General features: G+C 63.6%; 21 protein-coding genes. 16 read left to right on the forward strand and 5 right to left on the reverse strand.

Annotated elements, in window-relative coordinates:
- Positions 1–80: 80 nt before the first annotated feature.
- Positions 81–2,339, forward strand: coding sequence for a phosphoenolpyruvate--protein phosphotransferase (ptsP, locus tag Q358_RS0106160; RefSeq protein WP_027961251.1), 2,259 nt, complete (start codon positions 81–83; stop codon positions 2,337–2,339).
- A 236-nt stretch (positions 2,340–2,575) separates the two neighbouring features.
- Here ptsP and Q358_RS0106165 read toward each other — a convergent pair whose 3' ends face one another.
- Positions 2,576–3,343, reverse strand: coding sequence for an NRDE family protein (locus Q358_RS0106165; RefSeq protein WP_027961252.1), 768 nt, complete (start codon positions 3,341–3,343; stop codon positions 2,576–2,578).
- Positions 3,344–3,510: 167 nt separating this feature from the next.
- Here Q358_RS0106165 and Q358_RS0106170 point away from each other — a divergent pair, with 167 nt between their 5' ends.
- The 7 genes from Q358_RS0106170 (at position 3,511) to Q358_RS0106200 (ending at position 10,714) form a co-directional block, all read left to right on the forward strand.
- On the forward strand, positions 3,511–4,305 hold the full coding sequence (locus Q358_RS0106170; RefSeq protein ID WP_027961253.1) for a sulfite exporter TauE/SafE family protein: 795 nt from the start codon (positions 3,511–3,513) through the stop codon (positions 4,303–4,305).
- A 214-nt stretch (positions 4,306–4,519) separates the two neighbouring features.
- Complete coding sequence (lgt, locus tag Q358_RS0106175) at positions 4,520–5,311, forward strand: prolipoprotein diacylglyceryl transferase (protein WP_027961254.1); 792 nt, start codon at positions 4,520–4,522, stop codon at positions 5,309–5,311.
- Between the two features lie 200 nt (positions 5,312–5,511).
- Positions 5,512–6,285: a thymidylate synthase gene (locus tag Q358_RS0106180; RefSeq protein WP_051530217.1), complete on the forward strand. Its 774-nt coding sequence runs from the start codon at positions 5,512–5,514 to the stop codon at positions 6,283–6,285.
- Positions 6,282–6,806 carry a dihydrofolate reductase gene (locus Q358_RS0106185; protein WP_027961256.1) on the forward strand — a complete coding sequence of 175 codons (525 nt, stop codon included), beginning with the start codon at positions 6,282–6,284 and terminating at the stop codon, positions 6,804–6,806. Before Q358_RS0106180 ends, Q358_RS0106185 begins: the two co-directional genes overlap by 4 nt.
- Positions 6,807–6,908: 102 nt before the next feature.
- Positions 6,909–8,024 carry a ProQ/FINO family protein gene (locus Q358_RS18910; RefSeq protein WP_084286460.1) on the forward strand — a complete coding sequence of 372 codons (1,116 nt, stop codon included), beginning with the start codon at positions 6,909–6,911 and terminating at the stop codon, positions 8,022–8,024.
- Between the two features lie 401 nt (positions 8,025–8,425).
- On the forward strand, positions 8,426–9,559 hold the full coding sequence (locus Q358_RS0106195; RefSeq protein ID WP_027961257.1) for a porin: 1,134 nt from the start codon (positions 8,426–8,428) through the stop codon (positions 9,557–9,559).
- A 105-nt stretch (positions 9,560–9,664) separates the two neighbouring features.
- On the forward strand, positions 9,665–10,714 hold the full coding sequence (locus Q358_RS0106200; RefSeq protein ID WP_027961258.1) for a hypothetical protein: 1,050 nt from the start codon (positions 9,665–9,667) through the stop codon (positions 10,712–10,714).
- A gap of 94 nt (positions 10,715–10,808) precedes the next feature.
- On the opposite strand, the gene Q358_RS0106205 is transcribed toward Q358_RS0106200, so the two are convergent.
- The 4 genes from Q358_RS0106205 to Q358_RS0106220 form a co-directional block, all read right to left on the reverse strand.
- On the reverse strand, positions 10,809–11,978 hold the full coding sequence (locus Q358_RS0106205; RefSeq protein ID WP_027961259.1) for a DcaP family trimeric outer membrane transporter: 1,170 nt from the start codon (positions 11,976–11,978) through the stop codon (positions 10,809–10,811).
- Between the two features lie 354 nt (positions 11,979–12,332).
- The gene (iolB, locus tag Q358_RS0106210) at positions 12,333–13,136 is read right to left on the reverse strand and encodes a 5-deoxy-glucuronate isomerase (protein WP_027961260.1); all 804 of its coding nucleotides are present in this window, start codon (positions 13,134–13,136) and stop codon (positions 12,333–12,335) included.
- Between the two features lie 18 nt (positions 13,137–13,154).
- The gene (iolG, locus tag Q358_RS0106215; protein WP_027961261.1) at positions 13,155–14,150 is read right to left on the reverse strand and encodes an inositol 2-dehydrogenase; all 996 of its coding nucleotides are present in this window, start codon (positions 14,148–14,150) and stop codon (positions 13,155–13,157) included.
- A 43-nt stretch (positions 14,151–14,193) separates the two neighbouring features.
- On the reverse strand, positions 14,194–15,057 hold the full coding sequence (locus Q358_RS0106220) for a MurR/RpiR family transcriptional regulator (protein ID WP_027961262.1): 864 nt from the start codon (positions 15,055–15,057) through the stop codon (positions 14,194–14,196).
- A gap of 203 nt (positions 15,058–15,260) precedes the next feature.
- Between Q358_RS0106220 and Q358_RS0106225 the strand changes: the two genes are divergently transcribed.
- The 8 genes from Q358_RS0106225 to iolD all read left to right on the forward strand — a co-directional run bounded on the left by Q358_RS0106225 (position 15,261) and on the right by iolD (position 25,338).
- Positions 15,261–16,199 carry a sugar ABC transporter substrate-binding protein gene (locus Q358_RS0106225; RefSeq protein ID WP_027961263.1) on the forward strand — a complete coding sequence of 313 codons (939 nt, stop codon included), beginning with the start codon at positions 15,261–15,263 and terminating at the stop codon, positions 16,197–16,199.
- A 53-nt stretch (positions 16,200–16,252) separates the two neighbouring features.
- Positions 16,253–17,383, forward strand: a complete 1,131-nt coding sequence (locus tag Q358_RS0106230; RefSeq protein ID WP_043487755.1) for an ABC transporter permease — start codon at positions 16,253–16,255, stop codon at positions 17,381–17,383.
- Position 17,384: 1 nt separating this feature from the next.
- A complete protein-coding gene (locus tag Q358_RS0106235) occupies positions 17,385–18,203 on the forward strand; it encodes an ATP-binding cassette domain-containing protein (protein WP_027961265.1) in 819 nt (272 codons plus the stop codon).
- Between the two features lie 42 nt (positions 18,204–18,245).
- On the forward strand, positions 18,246–19,376 hold the full coding sequence (locus Q358_RS0106240; protein ID WP_027961266.1) for a Gfo/Idh/MocA family protein: 1,131 nt from the start codon (positions 18,246–18,248) through the stop codon (positions 19,374–19,376).
- A 19-nt stretch (positions 19,377–19,395) separates the two neighbouring features.
- On the forward strand, positions 19,396–20,226 hold the full coding sequence (locus Q358_RS0106245) for an SDR family oxidoreductase (protein WP_027961267.1): 831 nt from the start codon (positions 19,396–19,398) through the stop codon (positions 20,224–20,226).
- Between the two features lie 97 nt (positions 20,227–20,323).
- Positions 20,324–21,496 carry a phytanoyl-CoA dioxygenase family protein gene (locus Q358_RS0106250; protein ID WP_245598281.1) on the forward strand — a complete coding sequence of 391 codons (1,173 nt, stop codon included), beginning with the start codon at positions 20,324–20,326 and terminating at the stop codon, positions 21,494–21,496.
- A gap of 46 nt (positions 21,497–21,542) precedes the next feature.
- Positions 21,543–23,489 (forward strand): bifunctional 5-dehydro-2-deoxygluconokinase/5-dehydro-2-deoxyphosphogluconate aldolase, encoded by a 1,947-nt coding sequence (locus Q358_RS0106255; RefSeq protein WP_027961269.1) that lies wholly within the window; start codon positions 21,543–21,545, stop codon positions 23,487–23,489.
- Position 23,490: 1 nt separating this feature from the next.
- Positions 23,491–25,338, forward strand: coding sequence for a 3D-(3,5/4)-trihydroxycyclohexane-1,2-dione acylhydrolase (decyclizing) (gene iolD, locus Q358_RS0106260; protein WP_027961270.1), 1,848 nt, complete (start codon positions 23,491–23,493; stop codon positions 25,336–25,338).
- Positions 25,339–25,391: the final 53 nt, after the last annotated feature.

Here is a 25,391-nt window from a genome sequence, read left to right on the forward strand (position 1 = left end):
AGGCGCCAGGAACGCGGGAGCCACTCATGATGGCAATGATGTAACCACAACGTTTAACGACAACAGGATACCCGCTCGACATGCTCGAGGTCTTGCGCCGCATCATCCAGGAAGTCAACGGGGCCCGCAGTCTGGATGCGGCGCTCTCCACCATGGTGCGGCGCATTCGCAAGGCGATGAAGACCGATGTCTGCTCCTTCTACATGTTCGATGAGGAGGTGGATCGCCTGGTGCTGATGGAAACCATCGGCCTGCGTAGCCAGGCGGTGGGGCGGGTGAGCCTGCCGGTCGGCGAGGGCCTGGTGGGCCTGGTGGCGAAGCGCGAGGAGCCGCTCAACCTGGAAGATGCCCAGGCCCACTCGCATTTTCGCTACTTTGCCTCTACCGGTGAGGAGCGCTATTCCAGCTTTCTCGGCGTGCCCATCATCCATCAGCGCCGCATGCTCGGCGTGCTGGTGGTGCAGCAGGCCGAGAATCGCCGCTACGGTGAAGAAGACGAGGCCTTCCTGGTGACCATGGCCGCCCAGCTGGGCGGCGTGCTGGCCCACTCGCTGGTGACCGGCAACCTGACCCGACCGGGGCGGCAGAGGCAAGTGCAATTCAAGGGGGTCGCCGCCTCGCCGGGCATGGCCATCGGCGAGGCGGTCGTGATCGCCGCGCCCGCCGATCTCAACAGCGTGCCCGACCTGATCCCCACCGACGTTGAATACGAGATTGCCCGCCTCAAGGAGGCGATCAGCCGCGTGCGCGAGGAGATTCGTGCCGCCGGCGCCCGCCTGGCCAGCCGTATTTCGGCCCAGGAGCTGGCGCTGTTCGAGGTCTATCAGCAGATGCTCAGCGAGGCGGCGCTCTCCCAGGAAGTGGAGAAGCGCATCCGCGAAGGGCAGTGGGCGCCGGGCGCCCTGGCCGACGTGGTCAAGCGCCATGTGCAGTACCTGGAGCGGGTCGATGACGACTACCTGCGCGAGCGCTCGGCCGATGTGCGCGACCTGGGGCGCCGAGTGCTGTCCCACCTGCAGGAAGAGACCCCCCAGAAACCCCGTGTCTATCCCGAGCGCACGATTCTGGTGGGTGACGAGCTGAGCGCGGCGCTGCTGGGCGAGGTCCCGCGTGACAAGCTGGTGGGCCTGGTCTCGGTGCGGGGTTCCAGCACCTCTCACGTGGCGATCCTGGCCCGCGCCATGGGCATCCCCACGGCGCTGGGCATGGTCGACCTGCCGCTGCCGAGGCTCTCGGGGTCACCGCTGATTCTCGACGGTCATCGTGGGCGGCTGTTCATGCGGCCCAGCCCGGAGCTGCTGACCCACTATGAGGGCCTGATCGCCGAGGAAGAGGCGCTGGCCAAGGTGCTCGAGCACGAGCAGCATCTGCCCAGCCGTACCCCGGACGGCTACACCATGCCGCTGATGGTCAATACCGGCCTGGCGGTGGATGCGGTCGCCTCGCTCAAGCCGCGTATCAGCGGGGTAGGGCTCTATCGCACCGAAGTGCCCTTCATGATCACCGAGCGCTTTCCCGGTGAGCAGGAGCAGACTCGCCTCTACCGTAACCAGCTCGAGAGCTTCTCGCCGCTACCGGTGGTCATGCGGACCCTGGACATCGGTGGCGACAAGGACCTGCCCTACTTTCCCATCGAGGAGGCCAACCCCTTCCTCGGCTGGCGTGGCATGCGCGTCACCCTCGACCATCCCGAGGTGCTGATGGTCCAGCTGCGCGCTATGTTGCGGGCCTCCCAGGGGCTCGACAACCTGCAGGTGCTGCTGCCCATGATCACCAATGTCGACGAGGTCGACGCCGCCCTGCGCCTGCTCGAGCGTGCCATCGTCGAGCTGAGCGAGGAGGGGGTCGTCGTATCCAGGCCCAGGGTGGGGGTGATGATCGAGGTGCCGGCAACGCTCTACCAGCTCGATGCCCTGGCCAGGCGTGTCGACTTCTTCTCGGTGGGCAGCAATGACCTGACCCAATACCTGCTGGCGGTGGATCGCAACAACCCGCGGGTCGCGGACCTCTATGATGCCTGCCACCCCGCGGTGCTCTCCGCCATGGCTCATCTGGCGGGGGAGGCGCGTCGGCTCGAGATACCCATCTCGGTGTGTGGCGAACTGGCCGGTGATCCGGCCGGCGCGCTGTTGTTGATGGGCATGGGCTTCGGTTCGCTCTCGATGAACGCCCCCAGCCTGCCGCGGGTACGCGCCGCCATTCGGCGCGTGTCACTCAAGGCGGCCCAGGACCTGGTCGACCAGACGCTCTATCTCGACACCCCCGGAGACGTGCGCCGGCACCTGAACCGGCGGCTGGGCGAGTGGGAGCTCGCCCATCTCTTGCCCCCCAGCGACTGACCCGGGCTTCGCCCGCCCCGGCTGAGCCGGGGCTATAAGCCTTACGCTGTAAGTGATACGAAAACCCCTTGTCGGGAGTTTCGGTGGCGATACCCTGGCTTACGGCTTACGGCTTACGGCTTACGGCTTACGGCTTACGGCTTACGGCTTTCGGCTTTCGGCTTACGGCTTACGGCTTACGGCTTACGGCTTACGGCTTACGGTGCCCCCTCCACCGGGGACTGTCCCCAGGGGGCCTAGGGCTCCACCGTCAACCATGTCTCGCCGTTGGCTGCACCCCCCGGCCCGAAACGCTTCTCGCCGATCTCGATGCGCCCGCTGGCGTGCCAGCCGACCGAGGTCATGGCCCGGGTGCCGTACTGCTCGCCGATGATAAAGGGCGAGGAGAGGGCGCGTTCCAGCTCGAGTTCCACACCGGTGTCCGGCAGGCGTGCGTCGTCGGCGGGGTGCGGGTCGGCCATCGCGGCCAGGGCGTCGGCCGGCCAGCGGCCATGACGCAGGGCGACGCCAAGACCCTGGCGGGCCTCGACCAGCTTCGGCCAGGGCGTATCGAGAGAGGCGTTGGAGAGGCCGTGAAGGCCGGGCGGCACCTCACGAAGCACCGCTCCTTCGAGACCGCGATGCAGATGCCACAGCCGCTCGCCGTCGCCGGCCAGCAGATTGAAGCCGGCATAGCGCAGTGCCTCGCCACGCTCCAGACGTGCCAGCCAGCTTTCAAGCTCGGGGTGGGTCAAGGCGTCATGGACCAGGCCGCCGCGGCTGGGAGCGCCTTCGGGCACCCGCAGGCGCGGCTCGCGGACATTGGTCACCGCGGCGAAGCGTCCCCCGCGGTGCACGGCCAGCCAAGTGCCGCCGGCTTCCAGGTCGCGCCCGCCGAGGACCTCGGGGGCGTCGTCCCAGGCGGCCAGCCCGGCGGTGGGGCGAGCGTGAAACTCGTCGCGGTTGGCGACCAGGCGCAGGGGCCAGGCGCTGTGAGGTCGATGGTCAAAGGCAATCAGGCACATGGGGCCAGCTTAATGGCTCACCGGCGGCCGGGAAAGCCCGCGATGACAGCATTCACGGGCCGGCGTACACTCGGGCCTCACCTCGTTAACGACCAAGGATGACGAATGCGAGACACGTTAGCCGAGCCGCTAGCCGATGAAGCCGGCCCCCGAGAGCTCCGTACATGATGACGCTATTGCTGGTCTTCGTCGGTTACCTGGCACTGGGAGTCGTCGCGGGAACGCTGGCCGGGCTGTTCGGTGTCGGCGGGGGGCTGATCATCGTGCCGGCCCTGGTCTTCGCCTTCGGCCTTCAGGACGTGCCCGCGGCGGTCACCATGCACCTGGCGATCGGTACGTCGCTTGCCACCATCGTGGTGACCGGCACTTCCTCGGCCTGGGGGCACTATCGCCGCGGCAGCATCCATCGGCAGTGGTTTCTGGCCCTGCTGCCCGGGCTGTTGCTGGGGGCCGTGGCCGGTGTCTTCGTCGCCGATGGCCTCTCCGCGGGTAGCCTGGGCACCCTGTTCGGGGTGTTCGTGCTGGTGATGGCGGCGCGCATGGCGCTCAGCCGGGGGCCGCGGCCCGGCAGCACGGCGCCGGGCCGAGCGGTCATGGGTGTTGCGGGCGGGGTGATCGGTGGCGTCTCGGCGCTGTTCGGCATCGGCGGCGGCACCCTGAGCGTGCCCTGGTTGACCCGCTGCGGGGCGCCGTTGACCCAGGCGGTGGGTACCTCCGCCGCCTGCGGTGTTCCCATCGCCCTGTTCGGGGCGGCCACCTTCGTGGTGCTGGGGTGGGGCAACTCGCTGCTGCCTGCCGGCGCCACCGGTTTCGTGATGTGGCCGGCCCTGCTGGGTATCGTGCTGGCCAGCGTGCCTTGCGCGCGCGTCGGCGTCTGGCTCGCCCACCGCCTGCCGGCCAAGGTGCTGCGCCTGGCCTTCGCTGCCTTGCTGGCCTCGGTGGGGCTTACCTTCATCTTGTAGTTTTAAGCGGTAAGAAAAAAGCCCTTGCCGCTGGGCTTGGTGTCGATATCCTGGCGTACGGCTTACGGCTCCCTCAGGGGACAGGCCCCGGCCAGGCCGCCTCGGCTCGTCCTGGTGCACCATGCTTACGGTGTTCCTTCCGTCGGGGCCTGTCCCCAGGGGGACGGCATCCAGCTGTCTGCTTCCTCCCAGTCTCCAGCTTTAAAGGATTTCCATGCTTTCGTATCCCGATATCGACCCCGTGGCTATCGCCCTTGGACCCTTCCAGGTGCACTGGTACGGGCTGATGTATGTGGTGGGCTTTATGGCCGCCTGGTTCCTGGGGCGTCGCCGCGCCGCGCGCATCGGCATGGTCCAGGATGATATCGGCGACCTGATCTTCTATGCCGCTCTGGGTGTGGTACTGGGAGGGCGCCTGGGCTATGCGCTCTTTTACGGCCTCGGCCAATGGTCGGCGGATCCGCTGTGGATCCTGCGGGTATGGGATGGAGGCATGAGTTTCCACGGCGGCCTGCTCGGCGTGCTGGTCGCCGCCTGGTGGTTCGCCAGGAAGAAGCAGCTGGCCTTCTTCACCCTCACCGATTTCGTGGCCCCGCTGGTGCCTATTGGCCTGGGCGCCGGGCGCATCGGCAACTTTATCAATCGCGAGCTGCCGGGGGCCGTCACCGAGATGCCCTGGGGCATGCCGTTCCCCGGTCTGGGCCCTGAGCCGCGCCACCCTTCATCACTCTATGAGGCGGCCCTCGAAGGGGCGGTGCTGTTCGTCGTGCTGTGGTGGGTCACCGCCACGCCACGCCGTCGTGGCGTGGCCTCGGGACTCTTCCTGGTGCTCTATGGGGCCTTCCGTTTCCTGGTGGAGTTCTACCGCCTGCCGGATGCCCATATCGGCTACCTGGCCTTCGGCTGGTTCACCATGGGCATGCTGCTGACCCTGCCGATGATCGCCGCGGGCCTGGCCCTGCTCGCCTGGTCGCGTCGCCAGCCGGTGGATGCAACGCGAACGTAGGAGCGCGCTGGCCCCCTAAGGGGACAGTCCTCAGCCATGTAAGGGGGCTGCCCCGAATAAGCGCGAAGGCTCGCTTCAGTCAGTATCGCTGGACGTGTAGAATCCTTGCTTCTACACGTCCAGCTCAGAAGAATGCCGTGACCGACGATACTCAGCCCGCCCTCGAACAGCCCGCTCTCGAGCAGCCCTACCTCGACCTGATGCGCCAGGTGCTCGACCATGGTGTGGAGCGTGACGACCGCACCGGGGTGGGTACCCGCTCGATCTTCGGCCATCAGATGCGCTTCGACCTGGCCCGCGGCTTTCCGCTGCTGACCACCAAGAAGCTGCACACCCGCTCGATCTTCCACGAGCTGCTGTGGTTCCTCGCCGGCGATACCAATATCGGCTATCTCAAGGAGCATGGGGTGCGCATCTGGGACGCGTGGGCCGACGAAAACGGCGACCTGGGGCCCATCTACGGGTATCAGTGGCGCAGCTGGCCCGACCCGCGGGGGGGCCATGTCGATCAGATCGCCGGCCTGCTCGAGCAGCTACGGGTGAATCCGCGCTCGCGGCGCCTGATCGTCTCCGCCTGGAACCCGGCCCAGGTCGATGAGATGCAGTTGCCGCCCTGTCACTGCCTGTTCCAGTTCTACGTGGCCGAGGGACGGCTTTCCTGCCAGCTCTATCAGCGCAGCGCCGATATCTTCCTGGGGGTGCCCTTCAATATCGCCAGCTACGCCCTGCTGACCCAGATGATCGCCCAGGTGGCGGGCCTGGCGCCCGGGGAGTTTATCCACACCCTGGGTGATGCCCACCTATATCTCAATCATCTGGAGCAGGCCGAGGAGCAGCTGGCGCGCACGCCGCGCCCGGCACCCCGGCTGGTGCTCGACCCCGGCGTCGACGACCTCTTCGATTTCCGTATGGAGCATATCGCCATCGAGGATTACGACCCCCACCCGCATATCAAGGCGGAGGTTGCCGTATGAGTGATGACACCCTCGTGCCCATTGCCATGATCGCCGCCATGGATCGCAACCGCGTGATCGGCATCGATAACCGCATGCCCTGGCATATCCCCGAGGATCTCAAGTACTTCAAGCGCATGACCCTGGGCAAGCCACTGGTGATGGGGCGCAAGACCTTCGACTCCATCGGCCGGCCGCTGCCTGGGCGATTGAATATCGTGGTCACCCGCGACAAGGGCTTCTCTCACGATGGTATCCGCGTCTGTCATGATATCGCCGCGGCGCTGACCCTGGCCGACCAGCAGGCTATCATCGAGGGGGTGGAAGAGATCATGGTGATGGGCGGCGCGGAGGTCTACGCCCAGTTATTGCCTCTGGCCAGCCGCCTCTACCTGACTGAAGTGGATACCGAGGTGGCGGGCGATGCCCGCTTCCCCGAGCTCGACCCCGCCGAGTGGGTGGAGGTTTCGCGGGTTCCCGGTAGCCCCGCCGAGGGTCAGCCCGCCTACGACTTCGTCGAGTATCGTCGTCGTGAGGGTTAGTGCCGGAAGAGCGTCGTCACCCGATGACATTTGTCATGGGCGCGCATCTGGCACAGACTTGAAGCACTGCCTGGATCACAGAGCCTGTGGGAGGAGAACGGTTTGGCCGAGCAACGCGTAGACTCGCTGCTGGACGCCCTGGATGGGCGGACACGATCGCTGCTGGAACGCCTGGCCCATGAGCGCGAGGCGCGCCGCCATGCCGAGAACGTGCAGGCGGAGTTGGCCCAGCGTCTCGGCGAGCTGGAACGCCGTTTGGCCGAAGCCGAAGCCAACCGCCTGGAGCTGGAGGAAGAGCGCCGAAACCTTAGCGAAAAGCGTCGTGAGCTAAGCGACAAGTGTCGCGAGATGAACGAGAAATGCCTCGAGCTGCAAGAGGAGTGCCGCGAGCTCGACGAGCAGAACGGCGAACTCGAGGCTCATAGCCGCCACCTCCAGCAACGCCTGGAAAGCGGTGAGCCCGCCGAGAACGGGTTCCGCCCAGGCCGCCGCTCCCAGGGGCTCTCCGCGCTGATCGGCCGGCGTGCCGAGCCTGCCGACTCTCACAGCGATGACTCAGGTCAGCCATCGCGTAGGAGCGCGATTTATCGCGCGATGGACGATACCCCATCGCCGGTGAGCCGTACCTCGGATACATCCGACTCCTACAAGGGCGCGGCCCCCGAGGCCGAGGCCACCGTATCGCCGGATACATCCGCCGCCTGCCCGACAACGACCCCCGCAGCCCCTGCCACGGCTCCGTCTCCCCAGGCACTGCTCGGCCAGTGGTATCAACGCTACCCCACCGCCTTCTTCAAGGGCCATACCCGCCCGCTGATGGTGGGTATCCACGAGGTGCTGGCCAGCCACGAACCCTGGCCCGAGAAGCTGGTGCGCCGAGCACTGGCCTGCTACGTCAATCTTCCCCGCTATCTCAAGGCGATGCGCAAGGACGCCGAGCGTATCGATCTCGACGGCCAGCCCGCCGGCAAGGTGGATGCCCAGGCCGCCGATTACGCCCACCGCAAGCTCGACCGCCTGCAGAGCGGGAAGCCTGCCAGTCAGGGACGTGGCAAGCCGGCCAGGGCCGCGGGTCAGGAGAAAGGCAAGCCGAAGAAGGGGCAGGGCGGTGGCACCCGCCAGGCAGCCCGAAAGCCTGCTCCCGAGCAAGCCGAGCCGGCACCCGCCACCATGGAAGAGAAGCTCTCGGCCCTGATGGCGAAGCATAACGAGCCATAAGCTGCTGATAAGAAACTGACTTTTAATACCGATCGCTCCACCATGCCGCCGTCGCCGGGTGCTGGTGAGCCCCGGCTTGTGTTCGTCATATTGGCAGGGCATCATGCTGGAACCGCCGAGAGGCGTGTGTTTGCAATGGCCGACAAAAGTTCCACATCAAAAGAGCGGTACGTAGGAAAACAGTGTTTTTTCTTCTTGCGTTCCCCCTTGAGCCGGTATAAGGTTGCCCCTGCGAGCATTGGAATATAACTAAGGCTTTGCCGAAGTGAGGCTCGCACCGGCACCCTTCGTGAGAAGGTCAGCCGAGACGAGCCGGCGCAGACCGGCCAGGCCTGCCGAATCGCCCAAGAGCGGACGGCAACAAACGATCGAAACAGACTGCTAGTCAAAGGAACATCATCATGAAAAAGACACTGTTAGCGACTGCTATTGCCGGTGCCATGGTTGCCTCCGGCGCCCAGGCTGCCACCATCTACAATCAGGACGACACCAAGCTCGACCTGTACGGCAACATCCAGATTGTTTACGCCAACACCAATAACGCTGCTGGCGACAGCGAAGATGAGCTGGCCGATAACGGTTCTACCCTTGGCTTCTCCGGCGAGCATATGATCAACCGCGGCCTGACCGGCTACTTCAAGGCCGAGTTCGAGCATGATGCCGACGAAGCCAAGACCGCTGGCGGCCTGAACACCGGCGACCAGGCCTATATGGGTCTGAAGGGCAACTTCGGTGATGTGCGTGTGGGTTCCTGGGATCCGCTGATCGACGACTGGATCCAGGATCCGATCACTAATAACGAATACTTCGATGTCTCCGACTCCAGCTACACTCGTAACCTCGATGCTGTCAGCATTGTTGGCATTGAGAATCGTGAAGGTAACAAGCTTGCCTATACTTCCCCGTCACTGAGCGGTTTCCAGTTTGCCATCGGTACGCAGTTTGAAGGTGATGCCGAGGGCTTTGAAGATACTGCACTCATCGACGAAGATCGTGTCAACAAGAAAGCTGACTCGAATGCTTCTGCCTTCGGTGGCGTTAAGTATACCGCTGGAGCCTTCTCCATCGCGGCTGTCTACGACAACCTCGATAATAACGATGGCACCTATCAGGCTTTCAATGAAGATGGTGATGTTACTAGTACCAGCGATTTGAAAGCAGGTGATCAGTACGGTATTACCGCCCAGTACACCATGAATACCCTGCGTGTTGCCGCCAAGATCGAGCGCTTCGAGTCAGATAACGAGTTCAGCGAAGACGCCAACTTCTATGCCTTGGGTGCCCGCTACGGCTACGGCATGGGCGATATCTACGGCGCCTACCAGTACATCGATGTGGGCGGTGATACCTTCCGTGACACATTCGGTGATGTCATTAAAGGCGATGCAGAAACCAGCGAGACCTATAACGAAGTTGTTATCGGTGCCACCTATAATGTCTCCGATGCCATGTACACCTTTATCGAGGGTGCCTGGTACGATCGTGAGGAAGATGCAAGCGACGGCGTTGCCGTTGGTGCTGTCTACCTGTTCTAATCCACTCGGTCGCAGGGCCTGACCCTGCCCCGATGGGTTTCGACATCGAAAGCCGATCCTCCGGGGTCGGCTTTTTTTATTACCGGCATGACCAAGCGAGGTTCCATGAACAAGCCTATCGTGACCGCCGGCCTGCTAAGCCTGGGGCTCGCCCTGGCGGGCTCTCAGGCGCTGGCCAGCGAGATGCAGGATCGCTTCCGCGAATCCGGCAAGCAGCTCGACCTGACCGGCTTCCTGCAGGCCGATACCGATGCCCGCAGCCGCAGCTTCCTCTATGGGGGCGTGCAGGAGCACGACTTCACCGTCAAGGAGAGCGGCACCTACCGTTTCGATAGCCGGGTACCGGCCGGAGAGTCCGCGGAGTATCGTGTCGAGGCGCTGCTGCTCGACGACCAGGGGCAGGTCATCGCCCGTGCTGAGGGGCTTGGCCAGAATGGCGGCCTGAGCTTCCAGCAGCGCCTTGAGCCGGGTGACTATGTGCTGCAGGTGCAGGGCAACAAGTTCGGGACCGTGCGGCGCGGCGGCAACAGCTTCTCGGTGAGTGTCTCCGGCCTGGATGTGGACGAAGACGTTTCGGCCGGCGAGGGGATCGCCTTTACCGGCACCAGCCGCGAGGGAGGCCGCAGCGCCTTTGTGCGCCGCCCGGATGTGGTGGCCGCCATCGCCGCGCCGTCGGCTGACAAGGCAGGCGAGGCTTCGCAAGCGGCTCAGCAAAAGACTCGGCCAGCGGCAGCGGGGTCCGCTACGGCAGCAACAGAGGCAGCCGATAGTCAGGCAGCTACTGCGGCGAGCGGTGCTTCTGTGGCCGCAGAGTCCGAGCCGGCCAAGGGTTTCGAGCGGGTCGTTACCGATGTGAAGATTCGTGCCCGCGGCGAGGTGCTGAGCTTCGAGGTGCTGGAGGCGGGCACCGTGGCCATCGCTACCTCCACCTTCCCCGGTAACGAGGGCACCTACCGCATCGAGGCCGAAGTGGTGGACGAGCAGGGGCGCGTGGTGGCACGCGATGCCGGCGAGGGCTTCGATGGCGACGTCGACCTGCGCACCGAGCTGGAGCCGGGCCGCTACACCATCCGGGTCAATGGCCAGAAGTTCGGCGGGGCGATGAGCGGCGTCAATAACTACGAGCTCGAGGTGCGCCAGCTGGATCGCCGCTAGGGCTCGACTGTTAACCCGCCTGTCCCATCGACTCACCGGGACCACCAAAAAAGCCCCGGCCAGTCGGCCGGGGCTTGAGCCATCATCGGCGCGCCTAGAAGCTGTACTTGACCATGCCCTGCAGGCGTACCGCGTCGCCGTCGCGGCCATCGACCACTTCGCGGGTATGGTAGGCCGCCTCGATGCCGTAGCTGACGCGCTGGATCGGTGACCAGATATAGTTCAGATGCACCGCCTGGAACTGCTCGTTGGCGCCATCACCGGTAGCAAATCCATTGGCATAGGCATCATCCAGGTCTGCCTGGGAGATACCGTAGCCCAGGTTGATGGCACCCGGGCCGGCGGCCAGGCTCATGCCGACGTTGACGCCCCAGGCCTCGACGGTCTCGATGCTGTTACCATCCCAGTAGCCCGGCGCCGAGGGGTTGTTCTGCAGGTATTCGCCGATGCCGTCGCCCCAGGTCAGCGCGCCGCGCAGGGTCAGGATGTCGCTTGCCGGGTAGCGGGCCGCCAGGTTGAGGCCATAGCCGGTGGCGCGATCATCGGCGCCGTTGATCTCCTCGACTTCCAGCTGGCGGACCATGGCGGCGGCGGAGTAGTGCAGGCCGGCGGTCTTGTTCTGATAGCGCAGTGTCAGGTCGGGCAGGCTGGTCTTGGCGTCGCCATGGACCTTCTTCTTGGCGCTGGGATTGGAGGCCGCTACGCCATCGGTATAGTCGTCCGGGTCCGGATTCTCCAGGGCGATATGCCAGTTGGCCCAGGAGTAGCGCAGCTGCGCCTTGCGGCCGACCTTGCTCTGGCCCGGCTGGGGCGCGAGGTCAATGGTCGGGGTCTTGCCCAGCAGGCTGCCGAAGTTGGTCCAGGTCTTGCCGGCGGTGATGCCGTTCCAGCTGCCGACGGCGTGGCGCAGGCGCAGGTCGCCACCTTCCGGGGCGTTATCGAACCAGTCCACCTCGACCATGGTGGTCAGATTGCTGCCGCCCATGGGGGTGGCGGTCTTGAAGCCCAGGCGACTCTGGTAGGCGTGCGTATTGAAGTGCCCGTCGCTGCTGGGCTCACCATCGAGCCCAATCTTTGGGCGTGCGGCCAGATTGCCGAGATCGTTGTCGACGTCGTAGATCATGTCCAGCTTGGCGTAGCCGTAGACGCTGGCGGTGGTATTGCCCACCTCGAAGTCGACGGCATGGGAGGCCGTGGCGATGGCCAGCGCCAGGGTGCTGCCGGCGAGCAGCGTGACGTGCTTGAGGCGGATGGGAGCTGTCATTGACTTTTCCTTCTTGCGGGACGCCCGGTGGGCGGAAGTAACTCGACGACGCCTGCGGGTTCCCTTGATGATTCCGCTTGCCGCCGATGATTGCCATGCTAACCATCCCGACGAGCCGCGCCCACCGCTGTGGTGCAGAAAAGTATTGATATGGATCAAGCAGTCGAAAGATCCAGGAATATGCCAGTATTCGGTAGAATTTTTTGCAAAAACAGCTTGTTAAGGGAGGGTTAACGCCATGATTGGGATCATGGCAGTGCTATAAAGCATGCCGGGTTAACGCAAAAAAACCCGGCCATGGGCCGGGGCGAAGAGACGTCAGGACGCCATGGGAACTTGCTCATCATGTGATGTTTACTGCTTCACAATCCATTCGTGATCCGGGTCGTTGGTGAACTTCCACACCCTTTTAGGGCCGGCCATCACGTTGAGGTAGTAAAGCTCGTAGCCGTGGGGGGCCCCCGCCGGATGGTAGCCGCGCGGCACCAGCACGCAGCAGCCATTATCCACCGCCATGGACTCATCCAGGCTGCGGTCATCGGTGTAGACACGCTGGAAGGCAAAGCCCTGGGAGGGGTTCAGGCGGTGATAGTAGGTCTCCTCGAGCTTCGATTCGTTGGGCAGGTCGTCCACGTCGTGCTTGTGGGGGGGGTAGCTGGACCAGTTTCCTGGCGGCGTGAATACTTCCACCACCAGCAGGCTATCCGCCGGCTCGGTCTCCGGCAGGATGTCCTGGATATGGCGAGTATTAGACCCGCTTCCACGGGTATTGCACTTTACCTGGTCGGGGCCGATGAGACGCGGCTCGTAGTTGCCGAAGCCCGGGGCGCTGCATACTGCCAGTTCCAACTCGGTGGTGGCCTCCACGGCATAGTTCACTCCGTTGGGCAGATAAACGGAGTAGGGCGGCATCTTCTCGAAGATATCCATCCGCTCGCCGATGTCCTCCCAGCGGTGCTCGCCGCTGGTGATGGTGGCACGTCCGGAGAGGAGTACCAGACACTGTTCGCGATCCGCGGTGGAGGCTTCGATGCTTTGGCCCTTGGATAGCCGATGGAGGCGAAAACCGACATGGTCCCAGCCGGCGGACTCGGGGGTGACTTCCAGCACCTTGCCCTGTTCGTCGGGTTGCTGGGGGCGTACCAGTAATGAACTCATGGATCACTCCTTCCGAAATCAGTCGATGGTATCCAGTGTGATGCGATGCCCCTCTTTCAGGGAGCGTAGCGCGGCCTCGGCCAGTCGTAAGGCCTCGAGGCCGTCGCGAGCACCGGCCAGTGGATCTCGCTGCTGCTTCCAGGCGTCGACGAAGTCACCTATCTCCCGGCGGTAGGCATCCGCATACCGTTCCAGGAAGAACCACTTGGGCGTCTCTTCCACCTGGCCGGGCTTGCCGGTGAAGCGCAGCCGAGTCTCGGTCTCGTTCTGCGCCTGTAGCATGCCGGTGCTGCCGAAAGCCTCGATACGCTGATCATAGCCGTAGCAGGCGCGGCGTGAGTTGTTGATATGACAGAGCCGCCCGCTGGCTGTGACCAGGGTGACCATGGCGGTGTCGATATCACCCGCCTCACCGATGGCGGGATCGATCAGGCAGCTGCCCTCGGCATGCACATGCACGATGGGTTCATCGAGGAGCCAGCGGGCCATGTCGAAGTCGTGGATCATCATGTCGCGGAACAGCCCACCGGAGGCCCCGACATACTCCGCAGGGGGCGGCGCCGGGTCCCGGCTGATGATACTCAGGGTCTCCAGCGCGCCGATCCGCCCCTCGACAAGCGCACTCTGCAAGGCGGCGAACTGTGGGTCATGGCGTCGGTTGAAGCCAAGGGCGCAGGTCACCGGGTGTGCCACCAGCACCTGCAGGGCGTCTCGGGTGCGGGCCAGGTCCAGGGCGATGGGCTTCTCGCAGAGCACCGCCTTTCCGGCACGAGCAGCCCGCTCCAGGTACTCGGCATGAGTGGGCGTGCTGGAGGCGATGAGGATGGCGTCGACCTCGTCATCCTCGAAGATGGCGTCGGGGTCGAGCATCCGGGCGCCATATTGACTGGCCAGTGCCTTGGCGGTCGGGGCATGGAAGTCGGCCACGGCGCTCAGGGTGACCTCAGGGTGGGCGTCGATGGCCTGGGCATGCACCTTGCCGATGCGCCCGGCGCCGATCAGGGCGATTTCCATAGGGTGTCCTCTTGTGGTCAGTGCGTTGGCATTGTGGTTAGCGTCAGGCGCGTTTTGCGTTGCCATTGGTTGACTTGCGGTCGCGTGCCTTGTCCTGGCGCACGCCCAGAGCGATGGCGAGGGTCTGGGTCAGGCAGAGTGAGGCGGTCATGCCGCGGAAGCTCTTGACCTCGGCCTCGTGGACCACCAGGGCCACATTGGCCAGGTGTGCCAGGGGACTCAGATTGGAATCGGTGATCACGATCAGTGGAATGCCCCGTTCGTGTGCCGCGCTCGCCACCTCGCGGGATTCCTCGGCATAGGGTGAGAAGCTCACTACCAGCAGGGCATCCTCGGCATCGATGACACGCACCTGCTCGCCATACATGCCGCCTAGACCATTAACCAGAAAGGTGCGCTTGTCGATGTGGTGCAGTGCGTAGGTCATGTAGCTGGCCACCACGAAGCTGCGGCGAGCCCCCATCACGTGGACGGCGCGAGCCCGCTCAAAGATGTCCAGAGCCAGTTCCAGGCTGCGAGGGTCGGTGCGCCCCGGTAACTGCTCCAATACCTCACGATTGGCGTTGGCAAACTCCCACAGTAACTGAGTGCTGTCGGGTGTCTCGCCGGTGGCCGAACGCACAGCCTGGATGCGTTCCGTGTAATTGGGCAGCTCGTCTACCAGCCGCGAACGGAACAGCTGCTGCATCTCCGAGAAGCCGGTGTAGCCGAAGTGATTAGCGAAGCGGATGAGCGTCGATGGCGTCACATCGGCCTGCGCGGCGAGCTTAGCTACCGTCGCGAATGCCACCTCCTGAGGGTTGTCCAGCAGGAAGCGCGCCGTCTGCTGCAGCCGTCGGCTCAATGACGGGTATTCGGCCGTGAGGCGTGCCTCCAATTGACTGTAGTCCTGCGGTATCTCGCTCATCGGTTTTCCTTCTTTGCCATCGCCTGAGTACGGCACGGCAGTGATCGTGATGATGGAGGTAGCTTAGATGATATGGAATAAAAATTCTAATAATACCAAAGTATAGAACGCATAATTTGCAAATGCAGCGAAATGGAATCTATATTCCAATACGTCAGGATCGGATGTGTATACCCACAACGACAATCACGAGGATTCCTCCCATGACACGCCTCTCCCAATGGCTACTCGCCTCTACGTCCGCAATAGCCCTCATGGCCGGTACGGCTCAGGCGCAGGATGATAACCGCTTCGTCGTGGTCACTCATGGCGTTCCGTCAGACCCCTTCTGGTCCGTGGTCAAGAACGGCGCGGAAGCTGCAGCCGACGTGGTCGGAGCAACCGTCGAGTATCGCGCGCCGTCCACGTTCGACATGGCCAAGATGCAGCAGCTAGTGGATGCGGCGGTGGCCTCGAACCCCGATGGCCTGATCGTCTCGTTTACCGACGAAGACGCCCTCGGCGGGGTTGTCCAGCGGGCCACCAACAACGGTATTCCAGTCATCACCATCAACTCCGGTGGGGAAGTGGCAAGAAAGTACGGGGCCCGACTCCATATCGGTCAAAGCGAATATGAGGCAGGTAAGCAGGCCGCCGAACACATGCAGGAGTTGGGCGTTGAGAAAGGTCTCTGCGTCAACCATGAGCAGGGCAACCAGGGGCTCGATCAGCGCTGCGACGGCTTCCTCGAGGGGTTTGACGGCAACGCTGAGCAACTGGCGACCACCTACGATCCGACTTCGATCCGTAATGCCATCGTTGCCTACCTCAACGAGAATAGCGATGTGCGCGGCATTCTGACTCTCGGGGCGTTGGCCGCCGAACCCATGATTCAGGCCATGCGAGAGCAGGGCGCGACCGACATGTTCACGCTCGGTACCTTCGACCTCTCACCCGGCATCCTGGAAAGCCTGGAACAGGGCGGTCTGGATTTTGCCATCGACCAACAGCAGTACCTCCAGGGCTACCTGCCGGTCATGTTCCTCGATCAATACGTAAAGAACGGCTTGTTGCCAGCAGGCGATGTGGCAACCGGTCCAGGATTCGTGACTCAAGAAGATGCCGCCCAGGTCATCGAGCTGAGCGAACAGGGCATCCGTTGATACTTGTTTAACCGAATGGGCCCGGGTTCACCGGGCCAGGGGAGTTGTCCGTCATGAAGTCCAATGAATCCACACAACCTTCCAGTGCGGTAGCGGAACAACAGGATGAGCGCCTCCAGAAGGTTTCATTCTGGAAGAAGGCCCTGAGTCGCCCCGAACTGGGCGCCCTGGCCGGCACGGTGCTGGTCCTTGCCTTCTTTATCGTCGCCGCCAGTGGCACCGGCATGTTCACACCGGCCGGTATCGTCAATTTCCTCGAGGTGGCGGCCCAGCTCGGCATCATCGCCACCGCGGCTGCGCTCTTGATGATCGGCGGCGAGTTCGACCTGTCCATCGGCTCGATGATTGGCTTGGCCGGCATCCTGATCTCCATTCCCGCCGTGCAGTATGGATGGCCACTGTGGGCCGCCATCCTGCTGGCCTTCGCCTGCGCGGGCCTGGTGGGCTGGATCAACGGCAACCTGGTCAACAAGACGGGGCTGCCCTCCTTCATCGTGACCCTGGGCTTCCTGTTTATCCTGCGCGGCCTGGCAATCGGTATCAGCCGCCTGTTGACCGGGCGCACTCAGATCGGCGGTGTGCATGAGCATATTCCCGGAGATTGGTTCGCGTCCCTTTTCTCAGGTGAGGTGGCCACCGGACTCTTCGCCTGGATGGCTTCTCAGGGCTGGATCGCCACCAATTTCGCCGATAATCCAGTCGTTACCGGCATACCGGTCTCCATCGTCTGGTGGCTGGCGCTGACCGCCATCGCGACCTGGGTACTGTTGTGCACCCCCTATGGCAACTGGATCTTCGCCAGCGGTGGTGACAAGAATGCCGCACGAAACTCTGGCGTGCCGGTGCAACGGGTCAAGATCTCGCTATTCATGTTCACCGCCTTCTCCGCCACTATTTTTGCCTGCCTCCAGGTAATGGACACTGGCTCGGCCGATACCATCCGTGGCCTGCTCAAGGAACTCGAGGCAATCATCGCCGTGGTCATCGGCGGCGCTCTGCTTACCGGGGGCTATGGCTCGGCGATCGGTGCGGCGCTGGGGGCCCTGATCTTCGGCATGGTGCAGATGGGTATCTTCTACACCGGCGTCAATACCGATTGGTTCCAGGTCTTCCTCGGCATGATGCTGCTGGTAGCCGTGCTCTTTAATAATTACATGCGCAAGAAGGCGATGGAGGCCAAGTGATATGAGCGAACGTACGCCAATGATCGAGATGCGCAACGTCAGCAAGCACTTCGGCAGCGTGATCGCCTTGAGCGATATCTCGATGAAAGTGTGCTCCGGCGAAGTCATGTGTCTTCTGGGTGACAACGGCGCCGGCAAGTCCACGTTGATCAAGACTCTCTCGGGTGTCCATAGTCCGTCGCATGGCGAGATGTACCTGGACGGCAAGGCCGTGCATTTCAAGTCTCCCGCCTACGCGCTGGATGCAGGTATTGCCACCGTCTTCCAGGATCTGGCGATGATTCCGCTGATGTCCATTACCCGTAACTTCTTCATGGGACGTGAGCCCACGGTGGGCTGGGGACCCTTGAAGCGCATCGACTGGAAGTACGCCGACCGGATCGCCAAGCAGGAGATGGCCAAGATCGGCATCGACGTACGCGACCCCAGCCAGCCGGTCGGCACCCTCTCAGGCGGCGAGCGGCAGTGTGTAGCCATCGCCCGCGCAGTCTACTTCGGCGCCAAGGTACTGATCCTGGACGAACCGACCTCGGCGCTGGGCGTCAAGCAGGCCTCGGTGGTTCTGCGCTACATCGCCAAGGCGCGGGCCGATGGTCTGGCGGTGATCTTTATCACCCACAACGTCCATCACGCCTTCCCCGTTGCTGATGCTTTCACGCTGTTGGCACGCGGCGGCAGCCTGGGCACCTTCCGGAAGGAAGACATCACTCGTGAAGAGGTACTCAACATGATGGCCGGCGGCGCCGAGCTCGAGAGCCTGGATGCCGAACTGGCCGAGTTCCAGCGCAGCGACCAACAGAAGAAGAGTCAGGTTGTCTGAAAACGATCCGTTGCATCCCTAAAGTCTCCTGGAGCCAACCCCATGACCTCCTTCCATTTTGGCCTAATAGGCACCGGCTACATGGGCAAGGCGCATGCCATTGCCCTGCACGCGGCTCCCCGGGTGTTCAACCTGTCCGCAACACCGGTCTGTGAGCTGCTCGCCGAGGTCGACGAGTCGCTGGCGATCCGCAAGGCTCAGGAACTGGGATTCGCTCGCGCCACCGGTGATTGGCGAGCGCTGGTAGCCGACCCTCGGGTCAATATAGTGGACATCTGCGCGCCGAACTTCCTGCACAAGGAGATGGCGCTGGCGGCCATCGCCCAGGGCAAGCATGTGTACCTGGAGAAGCCCATGGCACTGAATGATGCCGACGCCGTCGAGATGGTTGCCGCGGCTGAGCACGCCGGCGTCAAGACACTGGTCGGCTTCAACTATGTGCGTAACCCAGCCAGCCAGTTGGCTCGGGAGATCATTGCCAACGGCGAGATCGGCGAGGTGATTCACTTTTGTGGCCGTCACAACGAGGACTACCTGGCTGACCCGACCAAGCCCCACGACTGGCATACCTTTCGTGAAACCGCGGGCGCAGGTGCCCTAGGCGACCTGGGCTCCCACATTCTCAACATGGCCGAGTACCTGACCGGACAGTCCATCACCCAGGTCTGCGGCCAGTTCCAGACCGTGATCACGGAGCGCCCACTGGCGGATGGCAGCGGCATGCACCCGGTCGAGAACGATGATCATGCCCAGGCACTGCTGCGCTTCGACAGCGGCCTGATCGGCAGTATCGAGACCTCGCGTATCGCCTCTGGGCGAAAGTTGGGCCTCGCTTACACCGTCACCGGCACCAAGGGCGCCATTACCTTCGACCAGGAGCGCATGAGCGAGCTCAAGCTCTATCAGCAGGAGGGGCCACACGGCCGGCGTGGGTTTCGAACTCTGCTGATCGGCCCGGAGCACCCGGACTATGCCGACTTCTGCCCGGCCCCGGGGCATGGGCTTGGCTACAACGACCAGAAGATCATCGAAATCCGAGATCTGATCGAGGGGTTGGCAGGCCGTCAGCCGCTCTCTCCCGATTTCCGCCAGGCCAGGCGGGTCAATGCCCTGATCGATGCTATCGAGCGCTCGCACCACGATGGTGGCTGGGTGGCGCTGGATAACGACTAATCCTTGCGAGGCAATTCTGATGACACAACACACCTCACTCAGCGGCCAGGTCGCTGTCGTTACCGGATCCACACAGGGGCTCGGCGAGGCGGTCGCACGCCGCCTCTCGGGCTTGGGGCTGGCTGGACTGGTGCTCTGTGGACGCAACCGCAACAAGGGCGAGGCACTAGCGGCAGCCTTATCTACTGAGCACTGTCAGGCCGTCTTCGTGGCCGCCGATCTCGGCCGGGTTGCGGACTGCCGTCACATCATCGCCACTGCCGACGAGCGCTTTGGTCGCTTGGATGTGCTGGTCAACTGTGCCGGCAATACCGAACGCGGCACCTTGCTCGATACTGACGAGGCCGCTTTCGATCGACTATTCAACGTGAATACCAAGGCTCCCTTCTTCCTGATGCAGGAGGCCGCCAAGCTAATGATTCGCGACGGCACCGAGGGCCGCATCGTCAATATCCTCAGCATGTCGGGTCATGGCGGTCAGCCCTTTATAAGCGCCTACTGTGGCAGCAAGGGCGCACTCACAACCCTGACCCGCAACGCCGCCTTCTCACTGATGCGCAATCGCATTCGCGTCAACGGCCTCAACATCGGCTGGATGAATACCCCCGGTGAGGATCGTATCCAAAAGACCTTCCACGGCGCCGAGGACAATTGGCTCGAGCAAGCCACCAAGGCACAGCCCATGGGTCGCCTGCTTGAGCCAGGCGAGGTGGCGCGTGGCGTTGAGTTCCTGGTCACCGAGGCTTCGGGGATGATGACTGGGGCGATCATCGATTTCGATCAGAACGTGCTGGGCTGCTACGAGGATACGCCCCAACCCAAGGCTGCCATGACGCTGCCATCGGACTGACGTTGAGGCTCGCGCGCCTCTAGACGGGCACGACCATGCCCCCCTGAGAAGCACTTCGCCAGTCAGGGTGCTGGTTAACTTTCGGAGTAAGGCACTGATGATCATGACCCAACCTGTATCTCCATACTTCACCAAGTCTGAGGCACTGGACGTGGCCGCCTTCGAGGCGCTTTGTGATCGCCAACCCTCTGTCACAGACTACCCCATGGCTGCCCGGATCCAGTCACGGGTGCCCCTCTATGTCGCTCGTGACATCCTGGCCGCGAGCCAAGATGCCTCGACTCGTCGCGACCTGCTTGAGGAATGGCACCGTTGCCTGCTGGAAGGCCCCGGCGTGCTGGTCATTCAGGGCATGTACAGCGACACCCGGACGGTCGATGATGCCAGCGCCTGTTTTCTCGACATCATCGAAAGGGAAAAGGTCTCGGGGGAGCGCGGCGATCACTTTGCCCCGCCTGGTAGCAATGATCGCATCTGGAACGCCTTCCAGAAGCATGGTCTAGAAGATCCCAGCGGCTTCGTCGACTACTACGCGAACCCGCTGATGGCGCTGGTCTGCGAGGCATGGCTGGGACCTTTCTATCGAATTACCTCGCAGGTCAACGTGGTCAACCCCGGCGGCCAGGCGCAGAGCCCGCACCGGGATTACCATCTAGGCTTCCAGCCTGACGACATCGTGTCACGTTTTCCGATGTCGATGCAGATGGCTTCTCAGCTGCTGACGCTGCAAGGCGCTATCGCGCACACCGACATGCCGCTGGAGACTGGTCCGACGCAACTATTACCTTATTCCCAGCGCTATCCCCAAGGCTATTTGGCCTGGCGGGATCCCGAATTCCAAGCAGTGTTTGCCCAGCATCATGTTCAACTGCCGCTGACCAAAGGTGATGGTCTCTTCTTCAATCCAGCGCTCTTTCATGCTGCGGGTGCCAACCGCAGCGGTGATCGGCGCATGGCCAACTTGCTGCAGGTCTCCTCGGCATTCGGTCAGTGCATGGAAGCCGTCGATCTCCATGTGCTGGTGACCCATTGCTATCCGGCCTTGCAGGCACGTTACACGCAGGAGGGCTTGTCACCATCTCTTCAGGCCTGCATTGCTGCCATTGCCGAAGGCTACGCTTTCCCGGCCAATCTCGATCGCACCCCACCGCGTGATGGCATGGCTCCGGAAACGCCGCAACAGCTGCTTGAGCGCGCGCTTGCCGAGGGGTGGTCCTCCTCGCAGCTACAGGAAGGCATGCAGCAACAGCATCAGTCGCGTCAGCCCTGATTGCTTCCGACACCTAGGTCAACAACAAGCGACGTGGAGAATCATCATGTTTAACCCTTCTAAGGATCCGCAGTCACTGGATCTGATCTGCCTCGGCCGCGTCGCCGTCGACCTCTATGCAGAGCAGGTCGGCAGTCGCCTCGAGGACGTCACCAGTTTCGCCAAGTACCTGGGCGGCAGCTCCGGCAACGTGGCTTATGGCACCTCGCGGCTGGGGCTCAGGTCCTCGATGCTCTCCCGGGTGGGCGAGGAACAGATGGGCAATTTCGTGCGCGAAGAGCTCGAGCGCGTGGGCGTCGATACCACGGCCCTGCAGACCGACCCCGAGCGCCATACCGGCCTGGTGCTGCTGGCGCTGAAAGATCGCGACTCCTTTCCGCTGCTCTTTTATCGCCGCGACTGTGCCGACATGGCCATCGACGCGGATACCATCGATCCAGCCTTTATCGGCCGCGCGCGGGCGCTGGCCATCACCGGCACCCACCTCTCCACCGAAACGACGCGCCGCGCCTGTCGCAAGGCGCTGGATGCCGCTGCCGAACATGGCGTCAAGCGGGTGCTGGATATCGACTACCGCCCGGTGCTATGGGGCCTGACCGCACCGGGCGATGGCGAGACCCGCTTCATCGCCGATGAGACCGTCACTACTGGTCTGCAGTCGTGGCTGTCCAACTTCGACCTGATCGTGGGTACCGAGGAAGAGTTCCATATTGCCGGCGGAAGCACCGATACCCTCGAATCGTTGCGTGCGGTGCGCCGAGTCAGCGAGGCCACCCTGGTATGCAAGCTGGGCCCGCTGGGCTGCGTGGTCTTCGAGGGCGAGATCCCCGCGCGGATCGAGGATGGCATCCTGGTCAAGGGAGTCAAGGTCGAGGTGCTCAACGTGCTGGGCGCTGGCGACGCCTTCATGAGTGGCCTGCTGAGGGGATGGTTGCGAGGCGAGAGTTGGGAAACCAGTGCTTCCTACGCCAATGCGTGTGGGGCGCTGGTGGTTTCACGCCACGGCTGCGCCCCGGCCATGCCTACCGAGGAGGAACTGTTCGACTACCTGGCTCGCCGCGATACGGTGACGCGACCCGACAGGGACGACCACCTGAATCACCTGCATCGCGTCACCACCCGCAGCCCCGCCTCATGGACCGAGGTGTGCGGGCTGGCCTTCGACCACCGAAGCCAGGTGGCCGACATGGCGCGTGAGGAGCATGCGGATCCCGCTCGGCTGCCGACTCTCAAGCGCCTGCTGGTTCAGGCGGCCGAGGAAGGGGCACACCGCGGTGGGCTACAGGCGCCGGCGATCCTGGTGGATGACGTGCTCGGCGAGGATGCCCTCAACGAGGCTTCCGGGCGCGGTTGGTGGATCGGTCGTCCGGTGGAGTTGCCCGGTTCGCGGCCACTGCGCTTCCAGCATGGTGACGACCTGGGCAGTTGCCTGCGACATTGGCCCGGCGAGCACATCATCAAGTGTCTGGTGTTCTACCACCCGGACGATGCCCTCGCATTACGCTTGGAACAGGAGGCGCGAATCCGCCAACTCTATCAGGCGGCCTGTGCCAGTGGGTTGGAGCTGCTGGTGGAGGTGATTCCGCCGGCTGGCATGGCGGTGGATGACGCCACCCTGGCGCGAAGCCTGCAGCGGCTCTACAACCTGGGTATTCGTCCCGACTGGTGGAAACTGCCAGCCCTATCCGACGCCGCCTGGCGGGCCGTGGGCCGGATCCTCGACGCCGAGGACCCGCATTGCCGTGGCGTGGTGCTGCTAGGCCTCGATGCGCCCATGGAAGAGATGAAACGCGGTTTCGCTCCGGCTGCCCGTCAGTCGCACTGCAAGGGATTTACCGTGGGCCGAACCCTGTTCGCCGCGGCTAGCCGCGAGTGGTTGGCGGGCCGCATCGACGATGCGGCGTTGGTGGCTCGTGTAGCCGATAACTATGCCGAATTGATCCAGGAGTGGCGGCGGCTGCGCAGTGCCACACCCCAAGGGGAGGAATCCTGACATGAGCACCATTCGTCTGACCATGGCCCAGGCCCTGATCAAGTACCTGGCTGCCCAGCGTATAGAGTTCGAGGGTCGTGAGGTGTCGCTGTTTGAAGGTGTCTTCGCTATCTTCGGTCACGGCAACGTGGCCGGCCTGGGAGAGGCTCTCTATCACGCTCAAGAGGAGCTGCCTACACTGCGCGCCCACAACGAGCAGAGCATGGCCCATGCCGCCATTGCCTTCGCCAAGGCCAACGGGCGGCGTCGCCTGATGGCGGCCACTAGCTCCACCGGTCCCGGGGCCACCAACATGGTTACCGCGGCGGGTCTGGCTCATGCCAACCGCCTGCCGATCCTGCTGTTGCCGGGGGACACCTTTGCCACACGCGAGCCCGACCCGGTGCTGCAACAGGTGGAACATTTCGGCGACCCGGCTGTTACCGTCAACGACTGCTTCCGGCCGGTGTCACGTTACTTCGACCGCATTACCCGGCCTGAGCAACTGCTGACCAGCCTGCCTCAGGCCATCGCCACCTTGCTCGATCCCGAGCATTGTGGTCCGGCGACTCTGGCACTGCCCCAGGACGTTCAGACCTTCGCTCACGATTACCCCGAGAGCTTCTTTGTGCCCCGGGTGCATCGCATCCGGCGTCCCCAGCCGGATCCTCGTGAGCTGGAGGCGGCCATCGCTGCCCTGGCCCGCGCCGAGCGCCCGCTGATCATCGCCGGTGGCGGGGTGCACTACGCCGATGCCTGCGAGCGCTTGAGCGAGTTCGCCCGGTCGCATGGTGTGCCGGTGGCCGAGACCCAGGCTGGCAAGGGGGCCCTGCCCGACGCCCACCCCTGGGCGGTGGGGGCCATCGGCGTCACCGGCAGTGCCGCCGCCAACCACCTGGCCGAGGAGGCGGATCTGATCCTGGCGGTGGGCACCCGCCTTCAGGACTTCACCACTGGTTCGCGGGCACTCTTCGAGCGTGACGACCTGACTCTGGTGGCCTTGAACGTGGGGCGCTTCGACAGTCAGAAACATCATGCCCTGGCGTTGACCGGCGATGCCCTCGATGGCCTGGCGGCGCTGGACGCCGGCCTGTCCGAGTGGCGGGCCGCCGATGCCTGGCAGGAGAGGGCCGGTGGCCTCAAGCGCGACTGGGCCGAAGTGGTGGAGCGCGTGACTGCCGATGCGGGACGCAACCTGCCCACCGATGCCCAGGTGATCGGTGCGGTCAACCGCCAGGCCGGTGAAGACGGCGTCGTGGTATGCGCCGCTGGTGGCCTGCCTGGTGAGCTGCACAAGTTGTGGCAGTGCGCCGGCCCCGGTAGCTATCACGTGGAGTACGGCTACTCCTGCATGGGCTACGAGATTGCCGGCGGACTGGGCGTCAAGATGGCCCGCCCCGAGCGCGAGGTGTTCGTGATGGTCGGCGACGGTTCCTACCTGATGCACAACTCCGAGCTTGCCACCTCGGTGATGTTGGGCCACAAACTGGTCGTGGTGGTACTCGATAACCGTGGCTTCGGCTGCATCCACCGCCTGCAGCAGGTTACTGGCGGGGCCGGCTTCAACAACCTGCTCGCCGACTGCCGCACGGTGCCGGAGGGTGCTCCGAAGATCGATTTCGCCGCCCACGCCGGTGCCCTGGGCTGCCAGGCCGAGTCGGTCAGCGGCATCGAGGCCCTCGAAGCAGCGCTCACACGCGCTCGCCAGGCCAGCACGACCTATGTCATCGCCCTGGATACCGACCCTCTGCCCAGTACCGCCGAGGGCGGTGCCTGGTGGGAGGTGGCAGTGCCTGAGATTTCCCGGCGCGAACAGGTCAACGTGGCTTACGCGGGGTACCGCAAGGCCAAGCAACGTCAGCATCGCTGATTTTCAGTACACGAATAGCGAGGAAGGAGTGGCCATGCTCACCTCGCAAGGAG

Origin of the sequence: Halomonas halodenitrificans DSM 735, from assembly GCF_000620045.1 — a bacterium.
Classification (GTDB): domain Bacteria; phylum Pseudomonadota; class Gammaproteobacteria; order Pseudomonadales; family Halomonadaceae; genus Halomonas; species Halomonas halodenitrificans.